Consider the following 17,962-nt stretch of genomic DNA (forward strand, 5'->3'; position numbering starts at 1 on the left):
CGCTACGCCTCGGGCGCTTTCATGGGCCGATGAAGCCAAGCATAGGCAGAGAAGAATGCCGACACCATCAACCCTGGTCACAAGGCCGCATCGCCAGCGCCCGAGGCGTAGCGAGCGGCTTCAGGACTAGGCGCGGGAGGACCCGGGAACCGGAACGTAGCAGCGCTACGTGAGGATTCACGGGGGGACCCGCAACGACGGACTGGAGTCGCGCAGTAGCCGAGCATTCGGCGCTCACATTTCAAAGGCCGTTCGCCTTTTCAAGAAGTTCCGCATCAAACAAGCCATGCTGGAAACAAAAAACTTAACGATTAAGTTCGGCGGCCACACCGCGGTCGACAACGTCTCTTGCGCGTTCGCGCCGGGCTCCCTCACCGCCATCGTCGGCCCCAACGGCGCGGGCAAAACCACCTACTTCAATCTGATCTCCGGCCAGCTCCGCGCAACCGCCGGCCAAGTGCTGCTCAACGGGCAAGACCTGACCCCCTTGTCGGCGCCAATGCGCACCCAAGCGGGCTTGGGCCGAGCCTTTCAGCTGACCCAGCTGTTTCCCAACCTGAGCGTGCTGGAAAACGTCCGCCTCGCGGTGCAGGCCCGCGCCGGGCGCGGACTGGCGATGTTGTCGGTGTGGTTGCAGCATCGCGACCTGCTGGACCAAGCCATGGCCATCGTCGAGCGGGTGCATCTGCATGCCCGCGCCCATGTGCCGGCCGCCAGCTTGCCGCATGGCGATCAGCGCAAGCTTGAAGTGGCGATGTTGATGGCCCTGCAACCCCAGGTCTATTTGTTTGATGAACCCACGGCCGGCATGAGCGTGGACGAGGTGCCGGTGATTCTGGATCTGATTCGCGAACTCAAAGCCCAGGGTCAGCACACGATTTTGTTGGTGGAGCACAAGATGGATGTGGTGCGTGAATTGGCCGACCGCATCGTCGTCCTTCACATGGGCCAATTGGTGGCCGATGGCGCGCCGGCCGAGGTGATTGCCTCGCCCATCGTGCAGCAAGCCTATTTGGGGATGGCGGCATGATGATGAGTCACTTGCCTGTCGAACCATTCAACTCCGCCGCGGCCGCACCCCTGCATTCAAGCCAGCTGGCGCTGAGCTTGCGCGGGGTGCACACCCATATCGGCGCGTATCACATCCTCCACGGCGTCGATCTGGACGTGCCCACGGGCCAGCTGACCATGCTGCTGGGCCGCAACGGCGCGGGCAAGACGACCACCTTGCGCACCATCATGGGCTTGTGGCCAGCCTCCCAGGGTCAGGTCTTGCTGGACGGGCAGCCGATTCACAAGCTCAGCACGCCCGAGATCGCCCAACGCGATATCGCCTACGTGCCCGAGAACATGGGCATCTTCGGCGACCTGACGGTGGCCGAGAACCTGCTGTTGGCGGCGCGCCAGGCGCGGTCCTTGAAAGAACTGGACACGCAGCGCCTGGACTGGTTGTTCGGCCTGTTTCCGGCGCTGAAGAAGTTTTGGCTTTATCCCGCCGGCAAGCTCAGCGGCGGGCAAAAACAGATGTTGGCGATTGCGCGCGCCATGATCGAGCCGCGCCGCCTGCTGCTGATTGACGAGCCCAGCAAGGGCTTGGCGCCGGCCATCATCCTCAACCTGGTCGAGGCCTTGAAGGAACTCCGGCGCAGCAGCCACACCACCATCTTGCTGGTGGAGCAGAACTTCATGGTCGCCAAAGCCCTGGGTGAGCGGGTGGCGGTGATGGACGACGGCCGCGTGGTGCACAGCGGCGCCATGGCCGATTTGATTGAGGACGAAAGCTTGCAGCAACGCTTTCTTGGCCTATCCCTGGGGGCGCACCAATGAGTCAGCCACAAGACACCCAATTGCCCAAATCCCAGTTCGATTTCATCCCCTTGCTGGGCCTGGCCGTGCTGATGCTGCTGGCCTTGCCCTTGATCGGCAGCCCCAGCAGCTGGGCCACGCTGACCCTGGCGGGCCTGGCCATGGGGCTGATCATCTTCATCATCGCCTCCGGCCTGACCCTGGTGTTCGGGTTGATGGATGTTCTGAACTTCGGCCACGGCGTTTTCATCGCCCTGGGCGCCTTCATGGCCACCACCGTGCTGGGGGCCATGAGCGGCTGGACGCAAAGCCCCAGCCTGATCAGTAATCTGCTCGCCGTTGGGCTGGCCTGCGCGGTGGGCATGGGCGTGGCCGCGGCGGTGGGCCTGGTGTTTGAGCGTGTGCTGGTGCGGCCGGTCTACGGCATGCATCTGAAGCAGATCCTCATCACCATGGGCGGCATGATCATTGGCGAGGAGTTGATCAAGCTGATCTGGGGTGCGCAAATGATCCCGCTGCCCCTGCCAGAGGCGCTGCGCGGCGCTGTGCTGTTCGGCGATGTGGCGGTGGAAAAATTCCGCTTGCTGGCGGTGCTGGCCGGCTTGGCGGTGTTCGTCTTGCTGCTATGGCTGCTCAACCGCACCAAGTTAGGCCTTTTGATCCGCGCCGGTGTGCAAGACCGCGAGATGGTGGAAAGCCTGGGTTACCGCATCCGCCGCTTGTTTGTGGGCGTGTTCGTCGGCGGTTCGGCGCTGGCCGGCCTGGGTGGGGTGATGTGGGGCTTGTATCAGCAGGGCGTGACGGCGCAGATCGGCTCACAGGTCAACACCCTCATCTTCATCGTCATCATCATCGGCGGCCTGGGTTCCACCTTGGGCTGTTTTGTGGGTGCCCTGGCCGTGGGCTTGATGGCGAACTACACCGGCTTTCTGGCGCCCAAGCTGGCGCTGTTCTCCAACATCGGTTTGATGGTCGCCATCCTTTTGTGGCGCCCGCAAGGCCTTTATCCGGTAACGAACCGGTGATGAAGATGATCAAGTCCTTGTTATCCCATGACCTGCCGCGCAGCCGCTTGCTGGGCGCGCTGCTGCTCCTCATCGTGCTGGGCCTGGCGCTCACGCCTTTCATCTTTCCCTCGACCCGGGCGCTCAATGTCGCGGCCAAGATGATGATCTTCATCGTGCTGGTGGCCAGCTACGACTTGCTGCTGGGCTATACCGGCATCGTCAGCTTTGCCCACACCATGTTCTTCGGCATCGGTGCTTACGGCATTGCCATTGCCAGCTCGCGGCTTGAGCCGGGCTGGGGCGCGGTGGCGCTGGGCCTGGGTGCCAGCTTGCTGGTGTCGCTGCTGCTGTCGCTGCTGATCGGCTTGTTCAGCCTGCGCGTCAAGGCCATCTTCTTCGCCATGATCACGCTGGCTGTGGCCTCGGCCTTTTTGACCCTGGCCTCGCAGCTGTCTGACTTCACCGGCGGCGAAGATGGCCTCAGCTTCAAAGTGCCGCAGGCCTTGCAGCCGTCCACCGAGTATCTAGAAGAGCCCTTCCTCGGCGCGATGGTTGATGGCCGACTGGCCAGCTACTACCTGCTGTTCTTCGTCGTGCTGGCGGCGGTGCTGCTCTTGCTGCGCATCGTCAATTCGCCCTTTGGCCGGGTGCTGCAAGCCATCCGCGAGAACGACTTTCGGGCCGAGGCCATCGGCTACCGCACGGTGGTCTACCGCAGCTGCTCGAGCGTGCTGGCCGCTTTGTTCGCCACCGTGGCCGGCGCCATGCTGGCGCTTTGGCTGCGCTACAACGGGCCGGACACCTCGCTGTCCTTCGAGATCATGTTGGACGTGCTTTTGATCCTGGTGATCGGCGGCATGGGCACGATTTACGGTGCGGTGGTCGGCAGCGTGCTCTTCGTGCTGGCGCAAAGCTATTTGCAGGACTTGATGAAGCTGGGCGCCACGGCGCTGGACGGCGTGCCGGTGCTGTCGCAGCTGATCGCGCCGGAGCGCTGGCTGCTCTGGCTTGGCGTTTTGTTTGTGTTGGCGGTCTATCACTTTCCCAGTGGCATCGTCGGGCGCTTGCGTGCCGGTCTTGTCACACCTTCCTCGAAGCATGACTAGGAGACTTCTCTGATGAAGACGATGCATTTGATGACTGTGTTGGCAGCCGCTGCGGCTGGGCTTTGCGCCTGCGGCGAAGGGGGCAGCGTGCAGGAGCCACGCGTGGTGAACAAGCTGCCCGACTTTGTCGTGGGCCTCAAGTCCGCCAGCTATGACGGCGTGGCTGATGACTTGCTCACCGCTGGCTTAGGAAAAACCGGCCTGGCCTCCGCCACGTTGGCCGCCTATGCCGACCCGCTCAAGCCCACCGCCGCTGAGCTGCGCCGCGCGGCCATTTACACCAACTACCGCGCCATCGTGGACATGGCAGCCAACGGCGGCTATGGCACCCTGTACGGCCCCAATGTGGCGGCCGATGGCTCGGTCGGCACCGGCGAAGGCAAGGTTGCCGGCACCGAATACCTTGCTTATAGCGACGATGGCACGGGTGAGCGCAACGTCAGCCTGATGGTGCAGGTGCCCGCCAATTTCAACCCCAGCCAGCCTTGCATCATCACGGCCACGTCTTCGGGTTCGCGCAGCATTTACGGCGCCATTTCCACCGGCGAGTGGGGCCTGAAAAAGGGCTGTGCGGTGGCCTACACCGACAAGGGCACGCATTCCGCCGGCCATGATCTGGCGACCGACACCGTGCCTTTGCTGGACGGCACGCGGGACAGCGCCGCGGCTGCCGGCAAAGGGGCGGCTTTCAAGGCCAAATTGACGGCTGCCGAGTTGGCCAGCTTCAATGCCGCCAGCCCCAACCGCCTGGCCTTCAAGCACGCGCATTCGCAGCGCAACCCCGAGAAGGACTGGGGCTTGTTCACCCTGCAAGCGGTGCAGCTGGCCTTCTATGTGCTGAATGAGCGCTACGGCGAAGACAGCGGCAACGGCTTCAAATGGACGACCATCACCCCGGCCAATACCTTGGTGATTGCGTCCAGCTTGTCCAACGGCGGCGGCGCAGCCGTGGCAGCGGCCGAGCAAGATAGCGCCGGCCTGATCGACGGCGTGGCGGTGTCGGAGCCTGCTGTCGAGCTACCCGCCAATTTGAGCGTGTCCATCCAGCGCGGCAGCACCACGCCGCTGAGCTTTGGCAAACCGCTGTACGACTACATCACCCAGGCCAATTTGCTGCAGAACTGCGCCTCCTTGGCCAGCGCGGCGGCGGGCTCCCCCGGCGCGGTAGCCTTCTACGCCAGTTTCAATGCCAAGCGCTGTCAGAGCCTGGCCAACAAGGGCATCATCAGCGGCGCCACCACCCTGGATCAAGCTAATGCCGCGCTGCAAAAGCTGCGCGACAGCGGCTGGGAGGCCGAGTCCGACTTGCTGCACGCCTCGCATGCCGACTACGAAGTGCCCGAGGCCGTGGCTGCCACCTATGCCAACGCCTATGCGCGCGCCAGCGTGAAGGACAAGCTCTGCGGCTATAGCTTCGCTGCCACCACGGCGGCTGGTGCGCCCACCGTGATGGGCGCGGCCGCCTTGGCCGATATGTTTGCCAAGGGCAATGGCGTGCCACCTTCGGCCGGCGTCAATGTGATCAATGAGCTGAGCGTGGGCGGGCCGGTGCGCAATGTGTTCTCGGTCTCGCCCAGCAGCGGCACGACCGATATCAACGCCGATGGCGCCGAATGCCTGCGCAAGCTGCTCACCGGCAGCGACCCGCAAGCGCTGGCGGTGCAGGCGGGCATCAAGGAAACCTACCGCAACGGCAATCTGAAGGGCCGCCCGGCGGTCATCGTCCATGGCCGTAACGACGCCTTGCTGCCGGTCAACCACACCTCGCGGCCCTATACCGCGCTGAATAAACAGGTGGAGGGGGCGGCCAGCCAGCTGAGTTATATCGAGGTCACCAATGCCCAGCATTTCGACACCTTCATCGACAACCCCTTCCTGCCCGGCTATGACTCGCGCTTCATTCCCTTGCATGTCTACCTGAATCGCGCGCTGGACGCTGTTTACGACAAGCTGCGCAGCGGCAAGGCCTTGCCGCCCAGCCAGGTGGTGCGCACCGTGCCACGCGGCGGCGTGGCGGGCGCGGCGCCGGCTATCTCAGCGGCCAATGTGCCGGCCATCTCGGCGGCGCCGGCGGCGACGGACCTGATCACCATGAATGGCAACACCTTGCGCATTCCTGATTGATTCATTGATTGATTGATGCGCTAAGCCGGGGTCAGGCCTTGCCTGGCCCCGCTTTTGACCCCTTTGTTTGCTTTGCTTTCCCGCCCGATTGGAGGCCTTTGCCATGAGTCACAGCTCCCACTACCTGAACTGCCTGGGCCGTGAGCTGCATTACACCGATTGGGGTGACAGCGCCAACCCCGAGGTGGTAATTGCCTGGCATGGCCTGGCCCGCACCTGCCGCGATATGGATGAGCTGGCCCAGCATCTGTCCGCCCGCTACCGGGTGATCTGCCCGGACACGTTGGGCCGCGGCTTGTCGCAATGGAGCCCCGAACCTGACGCCGAGTACTGCCTGGACTTCTACACCCGCCAGGCCACCGCGCTGGTGGATCAACTCGGCTTGAGTGAGTTCCACTGGGTCGGCACCTCGATGGGCGGCGCCATCGGCACCCTGGCGGCGGCCGGCCGCTTGCGCGGGCGCATCCGTCGCCTGGTGCTGAACGACAACGGGCCGCAGCTGGCGGCGACTGCGATTGAGCGCATCCGCAGCTATGCCGGCAGCCCGGCTGCGTTCGCGACCGTCAGCGAGTTGGAGCAGTACTTTCGCACGGTCTACAAACCCTATGGCTGGCTGTCGGACGCCCAATGGCGGCGCCTGACCGAAAGCTCGGTGCGGCGCCTGCCCGATGGCCGTGTCACCCCGCATTACGACCCGGCCATGGTGCGGCAGTTCATCAACTACCCGCAGGACTACGACTTGTGGGCCGCCTGGGACAGCCTGACGCTGCCGGTGCTGTGCCTGCGCGGGGCCGAGTCTGATTTGCTGCTGGCCGACACCGCCGAGGCGATGCGCCAACGCGGCCCTCAAGCAGCCGTGGTGGAGATTGCGGGCTGCGGCCACGCGCCGGCGCTCAATGTGCCGGATCAATTGGGGCTGGTGGAGCGTTTTCTGAACGGGGCGTGACTGAAGGTCAATGCGCTTGGTTCATGCTCGGGTTTTGGGGCGCCAGCTTTGTTGCGGCGCTTGGCGACTGACGGCGATGCGTCAGCCGAGTCCATCAGTCCGGCAGCTTGACCCAGCGGCCCAGGTGATGGCGCAGGGACTTGAAGTCCAACGGCTTGGTCAGGTGCTCGTCCATGCCGGCTTCCAGGCTGGCCTTGATGTCGCTGTCCAGCGCATGGGCGGTCAGGGCCAGGATGGGGAAGGGTGCCAGTTGGCCCGCGGCTTGCAGGCTGCGCAGGCGGCGGGTGCATTCCAGCCCGTCCATGCCGGGCATTTGAATGTCCATCAAGACCAGATCGGGGGCGGCAGCGGCGCAGGCGGCCAGGGCCTCGGCGCCGGTTTTGGCCAGGCGCGTGTGCACACCCATCAGGGCCAGAAACTCCAGCGCCACGACCTGATTGACGGCGTTGTCTTCCACCAAAAGGATTGTCGGGATGGCGCTGTCGGTGCTCATGTCGCTGGCTAAGTCTTGCATGGATCCGGCTGCCGCGCGGCTGAAGCGGCTAACCATATGCGGTCGCAGGCCGACAGCTGGGATCTCGCTCAGCGCACGACTGCCGCTGTTCAAATTGACCACTGGCGCGGTGGTGTCGCTACTGAAAAAAGACATCGTCATGGCGCAGGTTCCAGCCCATTTTTTACACCGCCATTTGCACAGTCATTGCTAAAGCAATGTGCATTGGGCTCTTGGCTTCACTCTCGCTGCCCATCGTGACGGCGCGAGTCTATCCGCTAAACACCCGCAGCCTATTGGCGAAAATTACCCTTGTTCAGGGGGTCGACACCGGCGCAAAAGGCAGCGCGTGGGGGCATTCTGTTCGCTGCGCCGGGGCCATGCAATGAGGCATCGAGTCATAGTAGTAACAAAGCGCTTCCGGCTTGCCGGGGCAATTTTGCAGGGGCCGCGCCAAAGTCCGGGGCACTCCTAGAATGCGGGCTCCCAGCGCACAGGCATCACCCACACATGTCAGACGAAGAAGGTCTCATCCGCATCCGCGGCGCCCGCCAGCACAATCTGAAGAACATCGACCTGGATTTGCGCACGGGGGAGATGACCGTCGTGACCGGCCCGAGCGGCTCGGGCAAATCCAGCCTGGTGTTCGATACCTTGTACGCCGAGGGTCAGCGCCGCTACGTCGAAACCTTCTCGGCCTATGCGCGGCAGTTCCTGGACCGCATGGACCGCCCGGCGGTCGACAAGGTGGACGGCGTGCCGCCCGCCATCGCCATCGATCAGACCAATCCGGTGCGCACCTCGCGCTCCACGGTTGGCACCATGACCGAGCTGAACGATCACCTCAAGCTGCTCTACGCCCGCGCGGCCCAGCTGTTTGACAAAAAGACCGCCCAGCCGGTGCGCCACGACACGGCGCAGAGCATCTACACTGAGCTGATGGCCCGCAGCCTGGCCGCCAGCGACCCGCGCCTGGTGCTGACCTTCCCGGTTGAGCTGCCTGGCAACACCTCCAGCGAGCAGGTCACGCAATGGCTTTCGGCCAGCGGTTTCACCCGCGTGCAGGCCGAGCGTGAAGTGGCCACGCCCACTGGGCCGCACAAGCTGCTGGATGTGGTGGCCGACCGATTCCGCATTCAAGGCACCGACAAGCAACGCGCGATGGAAGCCATCGAGCTGTGCTTGAAGCGCGGCAGCGGCCGCTTCAATGTCTATGTGCTGCCCGCCGAAGAAGGGCCGGAGCCCGAACTCTGGCGCTACTCCACCGGCCTGCATTGCCCGGAAAGCGATCTGCGCTACCAAGACCCGCAGCCGCCACTGTTCTCCTTCAATTCGGCCATGGGCGCTTGCGAGGCCTGCCGCGGCTTTGGCCGCGTCATCGGCGTGGACCTGGGTCTGGTGATTCCGGATGAGCGCAAGACTCTGCGCAACGGTGCCATCAAGACCCTCAGCACGCCTGCCTGGAAAGACAGCTTTGACGACCTGCTGCGCTACGCCGGCGACGCCGGCATCCCGCGCGACACGGCCTGGAACCAGCTCTCGCCGGCCCAGCATGACTGGGTCATCAACGGCTCACCCAACTGGACCGGCAACTGGAACAAGCAGTGGTACGGCATCAAGCGCTTTTTTGAGTATCTGGAGAGCAAGGCCTACAAGATGCACATCCGTGTGCTCTTGTCCAAATACCGCAGCTACACGCCTTGCGGCGACTGCGGCGGCGCGCGCCTCAAGACCGAAGCCCTGCTGTGGCGCCTGGGTAGCAAGGCGCTGGCCGATGCCAATTTGCCGGCCGAGCAGCGTTTCATGCCGGTGGGCGTGGACTGGACCCGCGGGCAGCTGGAGGCCTTGCCCGGCCTGGCCCTGCATGATTTGATGCAGTTGCCTCTGCATCGCCTGCGCCGCTTCGTTGATGAGTTGCAACTGCCCAGCGGCTTGCTGGACGATGCCCTCAAACTCTTGCTGGACGAGATCCGCAACCGGCTCAAATACCTCTGCGACGTTGGCATCGGCTACCTGACGCTGGACCGCCAAAGCCGCACGCTCAGCGGCGGTGAGGTGCAGCGCATCAACCTGACCACGGCCCTGGGCACCTCGCTGGTCAACACCTTGTTCGTGCTTGACGAGCCCAGCATCGGCCTGCACCCGCGCGATATGAATCGCATCGTGCAAGCCATGCACCGCTTGCGCGATGCCGGCAATACCTTGGTGGTGGTGGAACACGACCCGGCGGTGATGCTGGCGGCTGACCGTCTGATTGATATGGGCCCCGGCCCCGGCGAGCGCGGCGGCCAGATTGTGTTTGACGGCACGCCCGAGTCGATCCGCTCGGCCGACACGCTGACCGGCGCCTACCTCGGCGCGCGCAAACATGTGGGCATGGGCCTGAAGCGGCCGGTGGACGCCAGTACGCCCAAGCTCATCATCGAAGGCGTGCGCGAACACAATCTGCGCAATGTCACGGTGGAGTTTCCGCTGCAGCGCATGGTGGTGGTGACGGGGGTGTCCGGCTCGGGCAAGAGCACCTTGATGCAAGACGTCTTGTACCCGGCCCTGGCGCGCCACTTCGGCCAGCAAACCGAGACGCCGGGCCAGCACGATCGCCTGCTGGGCGCGGACTGGCTTTCGGACGCGGTGTTTGTGGACCAGTCCCCCATCGGCAAGACGGCGCGCTCCAACCCAGCCAGCTATGTGGGCGCGTTTGACGAGATCCGCAAGCTCTTCGCCAATGCGCCGATGTCGGCGGAGCGCAGCTACACCGCCGGCATGTTCAGCTTCAATGCCGGTGATGGCCGCTGCCCCACCTGCGGCGGCTCGGGCTTTGAGCATGTGGAGATGCAATTCCTATCGGATGTGTATCTGCGCTGTCCGGACTGCGACGGCCGCCGTTTCCGCGCCGAGATGCTGGATGTGAAGCTGGCCCTGCATGGCCGCGAACTGAGCGTGGCCGATGTGCTGGAGCTGACCGTCAGCGAAGCCGTTGCCTTGTTCAAAGACCATCGCGAGGTGCTGACCAAGCTGCAGCCCATCATCGATGTGGGCCTGGAATATGTGAAGCTGGGCCAGCCAGTGCCGACGCTGTCGGGCGGCGAGGCGCAGCGCCTCAAGCTGGCCGGCTTCCTGGCCGAGGCGGCGGCCAAGCCGCGCCAGGCCCTGGCCAAGAAGGGCACGCTCTTCCTGTTCGACGAGCCCACCACCGGCCTGCACTTCGATGACATCGCCAAGCTGATGCGCGCCCTGCGCAAGCTGCTGGGCGCCGGGCATTCGCTGATCGTGATCGAACATAACCTCGACGTGATACGGGCGGCGGACTGGCTGATCGACCTCGGCCCCGAAGGCGGCGAGCAGGGCGGTGAGATCGTTTGCGTCGGCACGCCCGAGCATGTGAAGGAGCACCCCAGCTCGCACACCGCCCAGGCCTTGCGCGAATACTCGGCCCATATGGACAGGCCCGCCTTGCAAGTGGCGGAGGGCCGGCCGCTGCAAGCCATCCTGCGCGCACGGCGCCAGATCGACCCGAATATCCGCATCGTCAATGCGCGTGAGCACAATTTGAAGTCGGTGGATGTGAGCATTCCGCGCGGCAAGTTCAATGTGATCACCGGTGTCTCGGGCTCAGGAAAATCCACCCTGGCCTTTGACATCTTGTTCAACGAGGGCCAGCGCCGCTATCTGGAATCCCTCAACGCCTATGCGCGCTCCATCGTGCAACCGGCCGGGCGGCCCGAGGTGGATGCGGTGTGGGGCATTCCGCCCACGGTGGCGATTGAGCAGCGCTTGTCGCGCGGCGGCCGCAAGAGCACGGTAGCCACCACCACCGAGGTCTGGCATTTCCTGCGCCTGCTGTATGTGAAGCTGGGCGTGCAGCACTGCATGCACGACGGCACGCCGGTGCGGCCGCAAAGCGTGGAGTCGATTGCCGCACAGCTGCTGCGCGATCACCGCGGCCAGCATGTGGGCTTGCTGGCGCCCTTGGTGGTGAACCGCAAGGGCCTCTACACCGATCTGGCCAAATGGGCCAAGACGCGTGGCTACACCCATCTGCGGGTGGACGGTGAATTCCTGCCCACCGCCCCCTGGCCCCGCCTGGACCGCTTCAAGGAACACACGGTGGAGTTGCCGGTCGGCGACCTGGTGATTGCGCTGGACAAGGAAGCCGAGCTGCGCGAGCTGCTGGCCAAGGCGCTGGACCTGGGCAAGGGCGTGCTGCATTTGCTGAGCCCGCTGGACGGCCTCAAGGCCGCGCAAGCCGCCGGGCAAAGCACCGCGGGCCTGGGCGCCGTCAAGGTCTTCTCCACCAAGCGGGCCTGCCCCACTTGCGGCACCAGTTATGGCGAGTTGGACCCGCGCATGTTCAGCTACAACTCCAAGCATGGCTGGTGCAATAGCTGTGTGGGTACCGGCCTGGCGCTGACGCGCGAGCAGCGCAAGGCGCTGGATGACTCTCAGCCCGACAAGGACAACAAAGGCCGGGAGCAAAGCTTTGCCGGCGAAGAGGTCGAGCTGGAAGGCTTGGTGGATCAGGCCTGCCCGGACTGCTGCGGTGCCCGCCTCAACCCCAGCGCCCGTGCCGTCACCTTTGAAGGCCAGGCCATCAGCGATGTGGCGGCCTGGAGCGTGGGTGCGGCACGCGCCTGGGTGCAGAGCCTGGAGCTGCTGGGTCGCGATGCCGATATTGCGCGCGATGTGCTGAGCGAAATCAAGGGCCGGCTGGAGTTTCTGGAAGAAGTCGGCCTGGGCTATCTGACCCTGGACCGGGCGGCGCCTACCTTGTCGGGCGGCGAGGCCCAGCGCATCCGTTTGGCGGCGCAGTTAGGCAGCAATCTGCAAGGTGTTTGCTACATCCTTGACGAGCCCACCATCGGCCTGCATCCGCGTGACAACCAGATCCTGCTCAAGGCCCTGGCCACGCTGAGCGACAAGGGCAATACCCTGGTGGTGGTGGAGCATGACGAAGACACCATCCGCCGCGCCGATCACATCATCGACATCGGCCCCGGTGCCGGCAAGCGCGGTGGCCATGTGGTGGCCCAGGGCACGGCGTCCGATCTGGCCTTGGTGGCCGATTCGGTCACCGGCCGCTTCCTGGCGCATCCGCTGATCCACCCGCTGCAGGAACGGCGTGAGATGCTGGGCGAGGCGCCGGCGCTGCGTATTCTGGACGCCACTCTGCACAATCTGCGCCATGTGACGGTGGATGTGCCGCTGCACTGCTTGGTGGCGGTGACGGGGGTGTCCGGCTCGGGCAAGTCCACCTTGGCGCGCGATGTGCTGCTGGCCAATATGGCGGTGGCCGTGCCGCTGCGCAAAGCGCCGGCCCACTGGATCGGCTGCGCCGGCATCGAGGGCCACGAAAAGGTGGACCGCGTGCTGGAGGTGGACCAGACGCCTATCGGCAAAACGCCGCGCTCCTGCCCGGCCACCTATATCGGCTTCTGGGATGCCATCCGCAAGCTCTTCGCCGAAACCTTGGAGAGCAAGGCGCGTGGCTATGCGCCGAATCGCTTCAGCTTCAACACCGGCGCGGGCCGCTGCCCGGGCTGCGAGGGGCAGGGCATGCGCACCATCGAGATGAGCTTCCTGCCCGATGTGAAGGTGCTCTGTGACCAATGCCATGGCCAGCGTTTCAATCCCGAAACCCTGGGCGTGACCTGGCGGGGCAAGAGCATCGGCGATGTCTTGGCGATGGAAGTGGACGAGGCGGTGGAGTTCTTTGCCGCCATGCCGGCCATCGGCCACCCGCTCAAGCTGCTGCAGGACGTGGGCCTGGGCTATCTGACCCTGGGCCAGCCTTCACCTACTTTGTCGGGCGGCGAGGCGCAGCGCATCAAGCTGGTTTCCGAGCTGGTCAAGGTGCGCGACGAAGTGGGTCGGCGCGGCCAGAAGGCGCCGCACACCCTTTACGTGTTGGACGAACCCACGGTGGGCTTGCACATGGCCGATGTGGAGCGCCTGATCCGCGTGCTGCATCGCCTGGTGGCGGGCGGGCATTCGGTGGTGGTGATCGAGCATGACCTCGACGTGGTCGCCGAGGCCGACTGGGTCATTGACCTGGGTCCTGACGGCGGCACCGCCGGTGGCGCGGTGGTGGTGCAGGGCACGCCGGAGGCCGTGGTGGCCGCCGGCACGCATACCGGCATGGCCTTGCGGCCGGTCTTGCAGCGGGGCGCTTGAAACAAGCGCTTCCGAACGGACTTAAGCGCTTTGCGGCTTAGTCGCGGTCATGGCCTCGGCCATGACCATGGCCGTGACCTTTGCCATGATCATCCCCGCGGCGCTCGTCGCGGCGATCGTCACGCCGGTCATCGCGTCGATCTTCGCGGCGTTCTTCGCGCCGCTCAGAGTAGTGTCGCTGGTACCAGTCCTCGCGCACAAAGTAGACCGGGCGGCCGCAGGCGTCATAGCGGCCGCAATGCTTGTGCCAGTGCTTTTCATGGCCAGGCGGCACGCGCAGATAGAGCGGCTCATAAACGACGCCACGCACTTCCCGGATGACGACCGGGCGCGGGTAGATCACGGCACCGTTGGGCCCGCCATTGCCGATATCAATGCGGCCGTAAAAGCCAGGTTGCCCGACGGTGACCGAAACGCCCACATCGGCAGCCTGAGCTGCCGAGCTGGCCAGCAGGACCAAGCCGAGTCCGGCCAGAATTTGTCTTGTTGTGCTCATGGTGTGGGCTCCAAGCGGATGGGTAGGGTTGGGAAGGCTGGGGTTTGTCTATTCAGCTAACGCGCCAGCCCTCGCGCACGATGACGGGCTTTACCAATGCTCACATTCTCCTCTCGGCACTGGCCTTGGCGCTGTCCACGCTGGCTTGAAACTTGGCCGGCTAGGCTTGCTGAGCATGTCAGCCGTTTGAACCAGACCAAGTCTGCGCCCGGATCCCAGTCGATGCTTGATGTGAATCAAGAAGCGCGCCCTCGGCACGGCTGCCTTCTTGGTGAAATGTTGCGCCGCAACAATGCCTGCAGCAGAATCATTTCACCAAGGCCAGGGAGAGACGAATGCGCGTCAATGCTGAACGTTTTCGAGCCACTGTTGAGAAAACCGGCAAGGTGGGGCAGGTGCTGCAGCGCCGCAAGCAGATTGCGGATGCCAAGCTGCAGGCGCAGTTGGCCAAGGCCCTGCGCCAATTGCCGGCGCTTGAGCTTGCGCTGCCTTCAGCGACCGCGGCCTTAGGCGGCGCTCGGCAAGCCGCCACGCCCTGGGGGCTGTGGCAGGAGTGGGGTCGCTACGCGGTCGATAGCGCGCAGCGCTCGCTGCTATTCCTCGACACCCTGCGCCAGCGCGGCAATAACTACCATGCGCATGAGGCCGCCGGGCGGCCACCGCTTTTGCATTTCGATTACGAGATGGTGATGGACGCGCGCGAGTTCGCGCCGCCGCTGCAGCCGGTCAACTATGCGCTGGTGCGCATCGTGCCGCCCACCGGCGTATATGTGGACGACGCACGCCGGCCCTATGTGATCATCGACCCGCGTGCAGGGCATGGCCCCGGCATCGGCGGCTTCAAGGACGACTCGCAAGTGGGCATGGCCTTGCGTGCCGGCCATCCGGTCTATTTCGTGATCTTCTTTCCCGATCCGCAGCCCGGTCAGACCCTGCCCGACGTCTGCGCCGCCGAACAGGCTTTTGTGCGCAAGGTGCGTGAGTTGCATCCCGGCTCGCCCAAGCCCGCCATCCTCGGCAACTGCCAGGGCGGCTGGGCTGCCATGATGATGGCGGCGGCCGACCCGGAAACGGCCGGCCCCATCGTCATCAATGGCGCGCCCATGTCTTACTGGGGCGGCGCCTGGAGTGAGGGCGAGGGCGATAACCCGATGCGCTATTCGGGCGGCCTGCTGGGCGGCAGCTGGTTGTCCTCGCTGACGGCAGACCTGGGCAATGGCATCTTCGACGGCGCCCATCTGGTGGCCAATTTCGCCACCCTCAACCCCGCCAATGCGCTCTGGGGTAAGTACTACAACCTGTATGCCAAGGTCGACACCGAGGCCGCGCGGTTTTTGGAGTTTGAGCGCTGGTGGGGCGGCTTCTTCCTGATGAACAAGGCCGAGATCGAGTGGATCGTGCAGAACCTCTTCGTCGGCAACCGGCTCTGGACAGCCCCCGCCGGCAAAGGCGGCCAAGCTTTTGATCTGCGCGATATCCGCTCGCCCATCATCTTGTTCGCGTCGATGGGCGATAACGTCACGCCGCCGCAGCAGGCCTTCAACTGGGTCGCCGATGTGTATGACTCCACCGACGAGATCAAGGCCGCGGGCCAGGTCATCGTCGGCTTGCTGCATGAGGACATCGGCCATTTGGGCATCTTTGTTTCCGGCAGGGTGGCAAAGAAGGAGCATGCGCAAATCGTCTCGGTCATGGAGTCGATCGAGTCCCTGCCGCCGGGCTTGTACGCCATGCGCATCGACGAGTCGCGCGGAACTGACGGGCAGCCCGTCTACGAGGTCAGCTTTCACGAGCGCGAGCTGGAGGACCTCAAGGCCCAGCTCAATCGCTTTGAGCGCCGGGACGAAAAGCCGTTTGAAGCGGTGGCCGAAGTCTCACAGCTGAACCAGCTGGCCTATGAGAAGTTTGCCCAGCCTCTGGTGCAGGCCATGTCCACCGAGGCCTCGGCCGAGGCCTTGCGCCGTATTCACCCCATGCGCCTGGAGCAGGGCGTGGCCTCGGACCGCAACCCACTTTTCGCCTGGCTGGCGCCGGTGGCTGCGGCCGTCAGGCACTCCCGCCAAGCGGTGGCGCCGGATTCGCCCTTCAAGCAGGCCGAGCAAGCGGCGTCCACCCTGATCAGCGCCGCGCTGGACTATGCCCGCGACTTGCGCGATGCCAGCAGCGAGGCCATGTTCTTCCAGCTCTACGGCGTGGCCCTGCCGGCCCTGCATGCTGAAGGCTCAAAAGCCGCGCCGGCAGCCTTGCCGCAACTGCCCAAACAACCCCGTGATTTGCCGGTGGTGCGCGAGGCGCTGGCCGCCGTCGCCGAGGGCGGCTATCCGCAAGCCCTGGCGCGCGCCGCCTGTCTGCTGTCCAGCAAGGGCGAGCCGCTGCCGCTGGCCCTGGTGGAGCTGAAGGCGCAGCTGGTCAATGACTACCGAGATTTGCTGCCGGCCTTGTCCGCCGACGAGTGGCACAAGATCCGTGGCCGCCAGGACTTGATCTGCCGCTACGAACCGGCGCTTGCCTTGGCCACGCTGCCCCAGCTGCTGCGTGCCGAGGCGGACTGCGCCCGCTTCCTGGCCGTGCTGCGGCGTTTGCTGGCCGACCCGCGCATCGGCGATGGCCTGGCCAGTGATGCGCGGCGCGAGATGGTCGAGCGGATTTGCGCGCTATTGCCTGAACCCGTCAGCGCCGTGACCGATGTAAGCGAAATGAGCGACATCAGCGACGCTATCGAAAGCCCCGTAGCCGCCGCAGCGCGCCCCGTGCGACAGTCCGCAGCACGCAGCGGCAGCACAAGCGCGACCCGCCCAGCCGGCAGCCGCCGCAAAGCCAACACTTGATTCGGAGCCCCAGCCAGATGACCATGCCTCACTCCAAATACCTGCGCCTGATCGAAGTCTGCAAGGGCTTTCCGGCCATGCCCACGGCCGTGGTTCACCCCTGCGACAGCGCGGCACTGGAAGGCGCCATCGGTGCCGCCAAGCTCGGCTTGATCGAGCCGATTCTGGTCGGGCCGGAGGCGCGCATCCGCGAAGTTGCCGCCAAGGCCGGCATCGACCTGACCCCCTACCGCATCGTTGACGTGCCGCACAGCCATGCCGCCGCCGAGAAGGCGGTGGAGCTGGTGCTGCTGGGCGAGGCCGAGGCCTTGATGAAGGGCAGCCTGCACACCGATGAGCTGATGGGCGCGGTGGTGCAGCGTGAAGGCGGCCTGCGCACGGCGCGGCGCATCAGCCATTGCTTTGTGATGGATGTGCCGGGCTATGAGCAGGCGCTGATCATCTCGGACGCCGCCATCAACATCCAGCCCACGCTGGAAGACAAGATGCACATCGTGCAGAACGCGATTGATCTGGCCCACGCCCTGGCCTTCCCGGAGGTGCGGGTGGCCATTCTGTCGGCGATGGAGACGGTCAACCCCAAGGTGCAGTCCACCATCGAGGCGGCGGCTTTGTGCAAGATGGCCGATCGCAAGCAGATCACCGGCGCCGTGCTTGACGGCCCGCTGGCGCTGGACAACGCCATCAGCCTCGATGCCGCCGCGATCAAGAAGATCGATTCGCCGGTGGCCGGACAAGCCAATGTCTTGATCGTGCCCGACTTGGAGGCCGGCAATATGCTGGCCAAAAGCCTGAGCTTCATGGCCGGGGCCGACGCCGCGGGCATCGTACTCGGCGCCCGCGTGCCCATTATCTTGACGAGCCGCGCGGATTCGGAGTTATGCCGCATGGCCTCTTGCGCGGTGGCCGTGCTGGTGGCCCGGGCCCGGCGTGAGACTTTGAGCAAAGCCCTCACCTGAATTTCATGACGGGGGCGCAGAGCCCC

The 17,962-nt window shown here is 64.8% G+C and carries 10 protein-coding genes and 1 pseudogene; 9 read left to right on the forward strand and 2 right to left on the reverse strand.

Annotated features, from left to right (window positions below; genetic code table 11):
• The first annotated feature begins 286 nt into the window (after positions 1-286).
• The 6 genes from AABB87_RS12410 to AABB87_RS12435 all read left to right on the forward strand — a co-directional run bounded on the left by AABB87_RS12410 (position 287) and on the right by AABB87_RS12435 (position 6,989).
• Positions 287-1,030 carry an ABC transporter ATP-binding protein gene (locus tag AABB87_RS12410; RefSeq protein ID WP_341971543.1) on the forward strand — a complete coding sequence of 248 codons (744 nt, stop codon included), beginning with the start codon at positions 287-289 and terminating at the stop codon, positions 1,028-1,030.
• The gene (locus tag AABB87_RS12415; protein WP_341971691.1) at positions 1,030-1,827 is read left to right on the forward strand and encodes an ABC transporter ATP-binding protein; all 798 of its coding nucleotides are present in this window, start codon (positions 1,030-1,032) and stop codon (positions 1,825-1,827) included. Before AABB87_RS12410 ends, AABB87_RS12415 begins: the two co-directional genes overlap by 1 nt.
• The gene (locus tag AABB87_RS12420; protein WP_341971544.1) at positions 1,824-2,831 is read left to right on the forward strand and encodes a branched-chain amino acid ABC transporter permease; all 1,008 of its coding nucleotides are present in this window, start codon (positions 1,824-1,826) and stop codon (positions 2,829-2,831) included. Before AABB87_RS12415 ends, AABB87_RS12420 begins: the two co-directional genes overlap by 4 nt.
• 5 nt (positions 2,832-2,836) lie before the next feature.
• Positions 2,837-3,919: a branched-chain amino acid ABC transporter permease gene (locus tag AABB87_RS12425; RefSeq protein ID WP_341971692.1), complete on the forward strand. Its 1,083-nt coding sequence runs from the start codon at positions 2,837-2,839 to the stop codon at positions 3,917-3,919.
• A gap of 12 nt (positions 3,920-3,931) precedes the next feature.
• Complete coding sequence (locus tag AABB87_RS12430) at positions 3,932-6,043, forward strand: 3-hydroxybutyrate oligomer hydrolase family protein (protein WP_341971545.1); 2,112 nt, start codon at positions 3,932-3,934, stop codon at positions 6,041-6,043.
• Positions 6,044-6,146: 103 nt separating this feature from the next.
• A complete protein-coding gene (locus tag AABB87_RS12435; RefSeq protein WP_341971546.1) occupies positions 6,147-6,989 on the forward strand; it encodes an alpha/beta fold hydrolase in 843 nt (280 codons plus the stop codon).
• A gap of 94 nt (positions 6,990-7,083) precedes the next feature.
• Here the strand turns inward: AABB87_RS12435 and AABB87_RS12440 are convergent, their stop codons facing one another.
• Positions 7,084-7,644, reverse strand: a complete 561-nt coding sequence (locus tag AABB87_RS12440) for a response regulator (protein ID WP_341971547.1) — start codon at positions 7,642-7,644, stop codon at positions 7,084-7,086.
• Positions 7,645-7,992: 348 nt separating this feature from the next.
• On the opposite strand from AABB87_RS12440, the gene uvrA reads away from it, so the two are divergent.
• Complete coding sequence (gene uvrA / locus AABB87_RS12445; RefSeq protein WP_341971548.1) at positions 7,993-13,653, forward strand: excinuclease ABC subunit UvrA; 5,661 nt, start codon at positions 7,993-7,995, stop codon at positions 13,651-13,653.
• 37 nt (positions 13,654-13,690) lie between these two features.
• On the opposite strand, the gene AABB87_RS12450 is transcribed toward uvrA, so the two are convergent.
• Positions 13,691-14,149: a hypothetical protein gene (locus AABB87_RS12450; RefSeq protein ID WP_341971549.1), complete on the reverse strand. Its 459-nt coding sequence runs from the start codon at positions 14,147-14,149 to the stop codon at positions 13,691-13,693.
• 335 nt (positions 14,150-14,484) lie between these two features.
• Between AABB87_RS12450 and AABB87_RS12455 the strand changes: the two genes are divergently transcribed.
• Both AABB87_RS12455 and AABB87_RS12460 read left to right on the forward strand, forming a co-directional pair.
• The gene (locus AABB87_RS12455) at positions 14,485-16,977 is read left to right on the forward strand and encodes a DUF3141 domain-containing protein (protein WP_341971550.1); all 2,493 of its coding nucleotides are present in this window, start codon (positions 14,485-14,487) and stop codon (positions 16,975-16,977) included.
• Positions 16,935-17,936, forward strand: a pseudogene (locus AABB87_RS12460) (phosphate acetyltransferase); the annotation flags it as partial. The gene AABB87_RS12455 and the pseudogene AABB87_RS12460, both read left to right, overlap by 43 nt.
• Positions 17,937-17,962: the final 26 nt, after the last annotated feature.

It is taken from the genome of Roseateles sp. PN1 (assembly GCF_038419725.1).
Lineage (GTDB): Bacteria > Pseudomonadota > Gammaproteobacteria > Burkholderiales > Burkholderiaceae_C > Paucibacter_A.

Excerpts from the sequence above, each read along its gene's own strand:
- AABB87_RS12410 (WP_341971543.1), top strand. The coding sequence starts at position 287 with ATGCTGGAAACAAAAAACTTAACGATTAAGTTCGGCGGCCACACCGCG.
- AABB87_RS12415 (WP_341971691.1), top strand. The coding sequence starts at position 1,030 with ATGATGAGTCACTTGCCTGTCGAACCATTCAACTCCGCCGCGGCCGCA.
- AABB87_RS12420 (WP_341971544.1), top strand. The coding sequence starts at position 1,824 with ATGAGTCAGCCACAAGACACCCAATTGCCCAAATCCCAGTTCGATTTC.
- AABB87_RS12425 (WP_341971692.1), top strand. The coding sequence starts at position 2,837 with ATGATCAAGTCCTTGTTATCCCATGACCTGCCGCGCAGCCGCTTGCTG.
- AABB87_RS12430 (WP_341971545.1), top strand. The coding sequence starts at position 3,932 with ATGAAGACGATGCATTTGATGACTGTGTTGGCAGCCGCTGCGGCTGGG.
- AABB87_RS12435 (WP_341971546.1), top strand. The coding sequence starts at position 6,147 with ATGAGTCACAGCTCCCACTACCTGAACTGCCTGGGCCGTGAGCTGCAT.
- AABB87_RS12440 (WP_341971547.1), bottom strand. The coding sequence starts at position 7,644 with ATGACGATGTCTTTTTTCAGTAGCGACACCACCGCGCCAGTGGTCAAT.
- uvrA (WP_341971548.1), top strand. The coding sequence starts at position 7,993 with ATGTCAGACGAAGAAGGTCTCATCCGCATCCGCGGCGCCCGCCAGCAC.
- AABB87_RS12450 (WP_341971549.1), bottom strand. The coding sequence starts at position 14,149 with ATGAGCACAACAAGACAAATTCTGGCCGGACTCGGCTTGGTCCTGCTG.
- AABB87_RS12455 (WP_341971550.1), top strand. The coding sequence starts at position 14,485 with ATGCGCGTCAATGCTGAACGTTTTCGAGCCACTGTTGAGAAAACCGGC.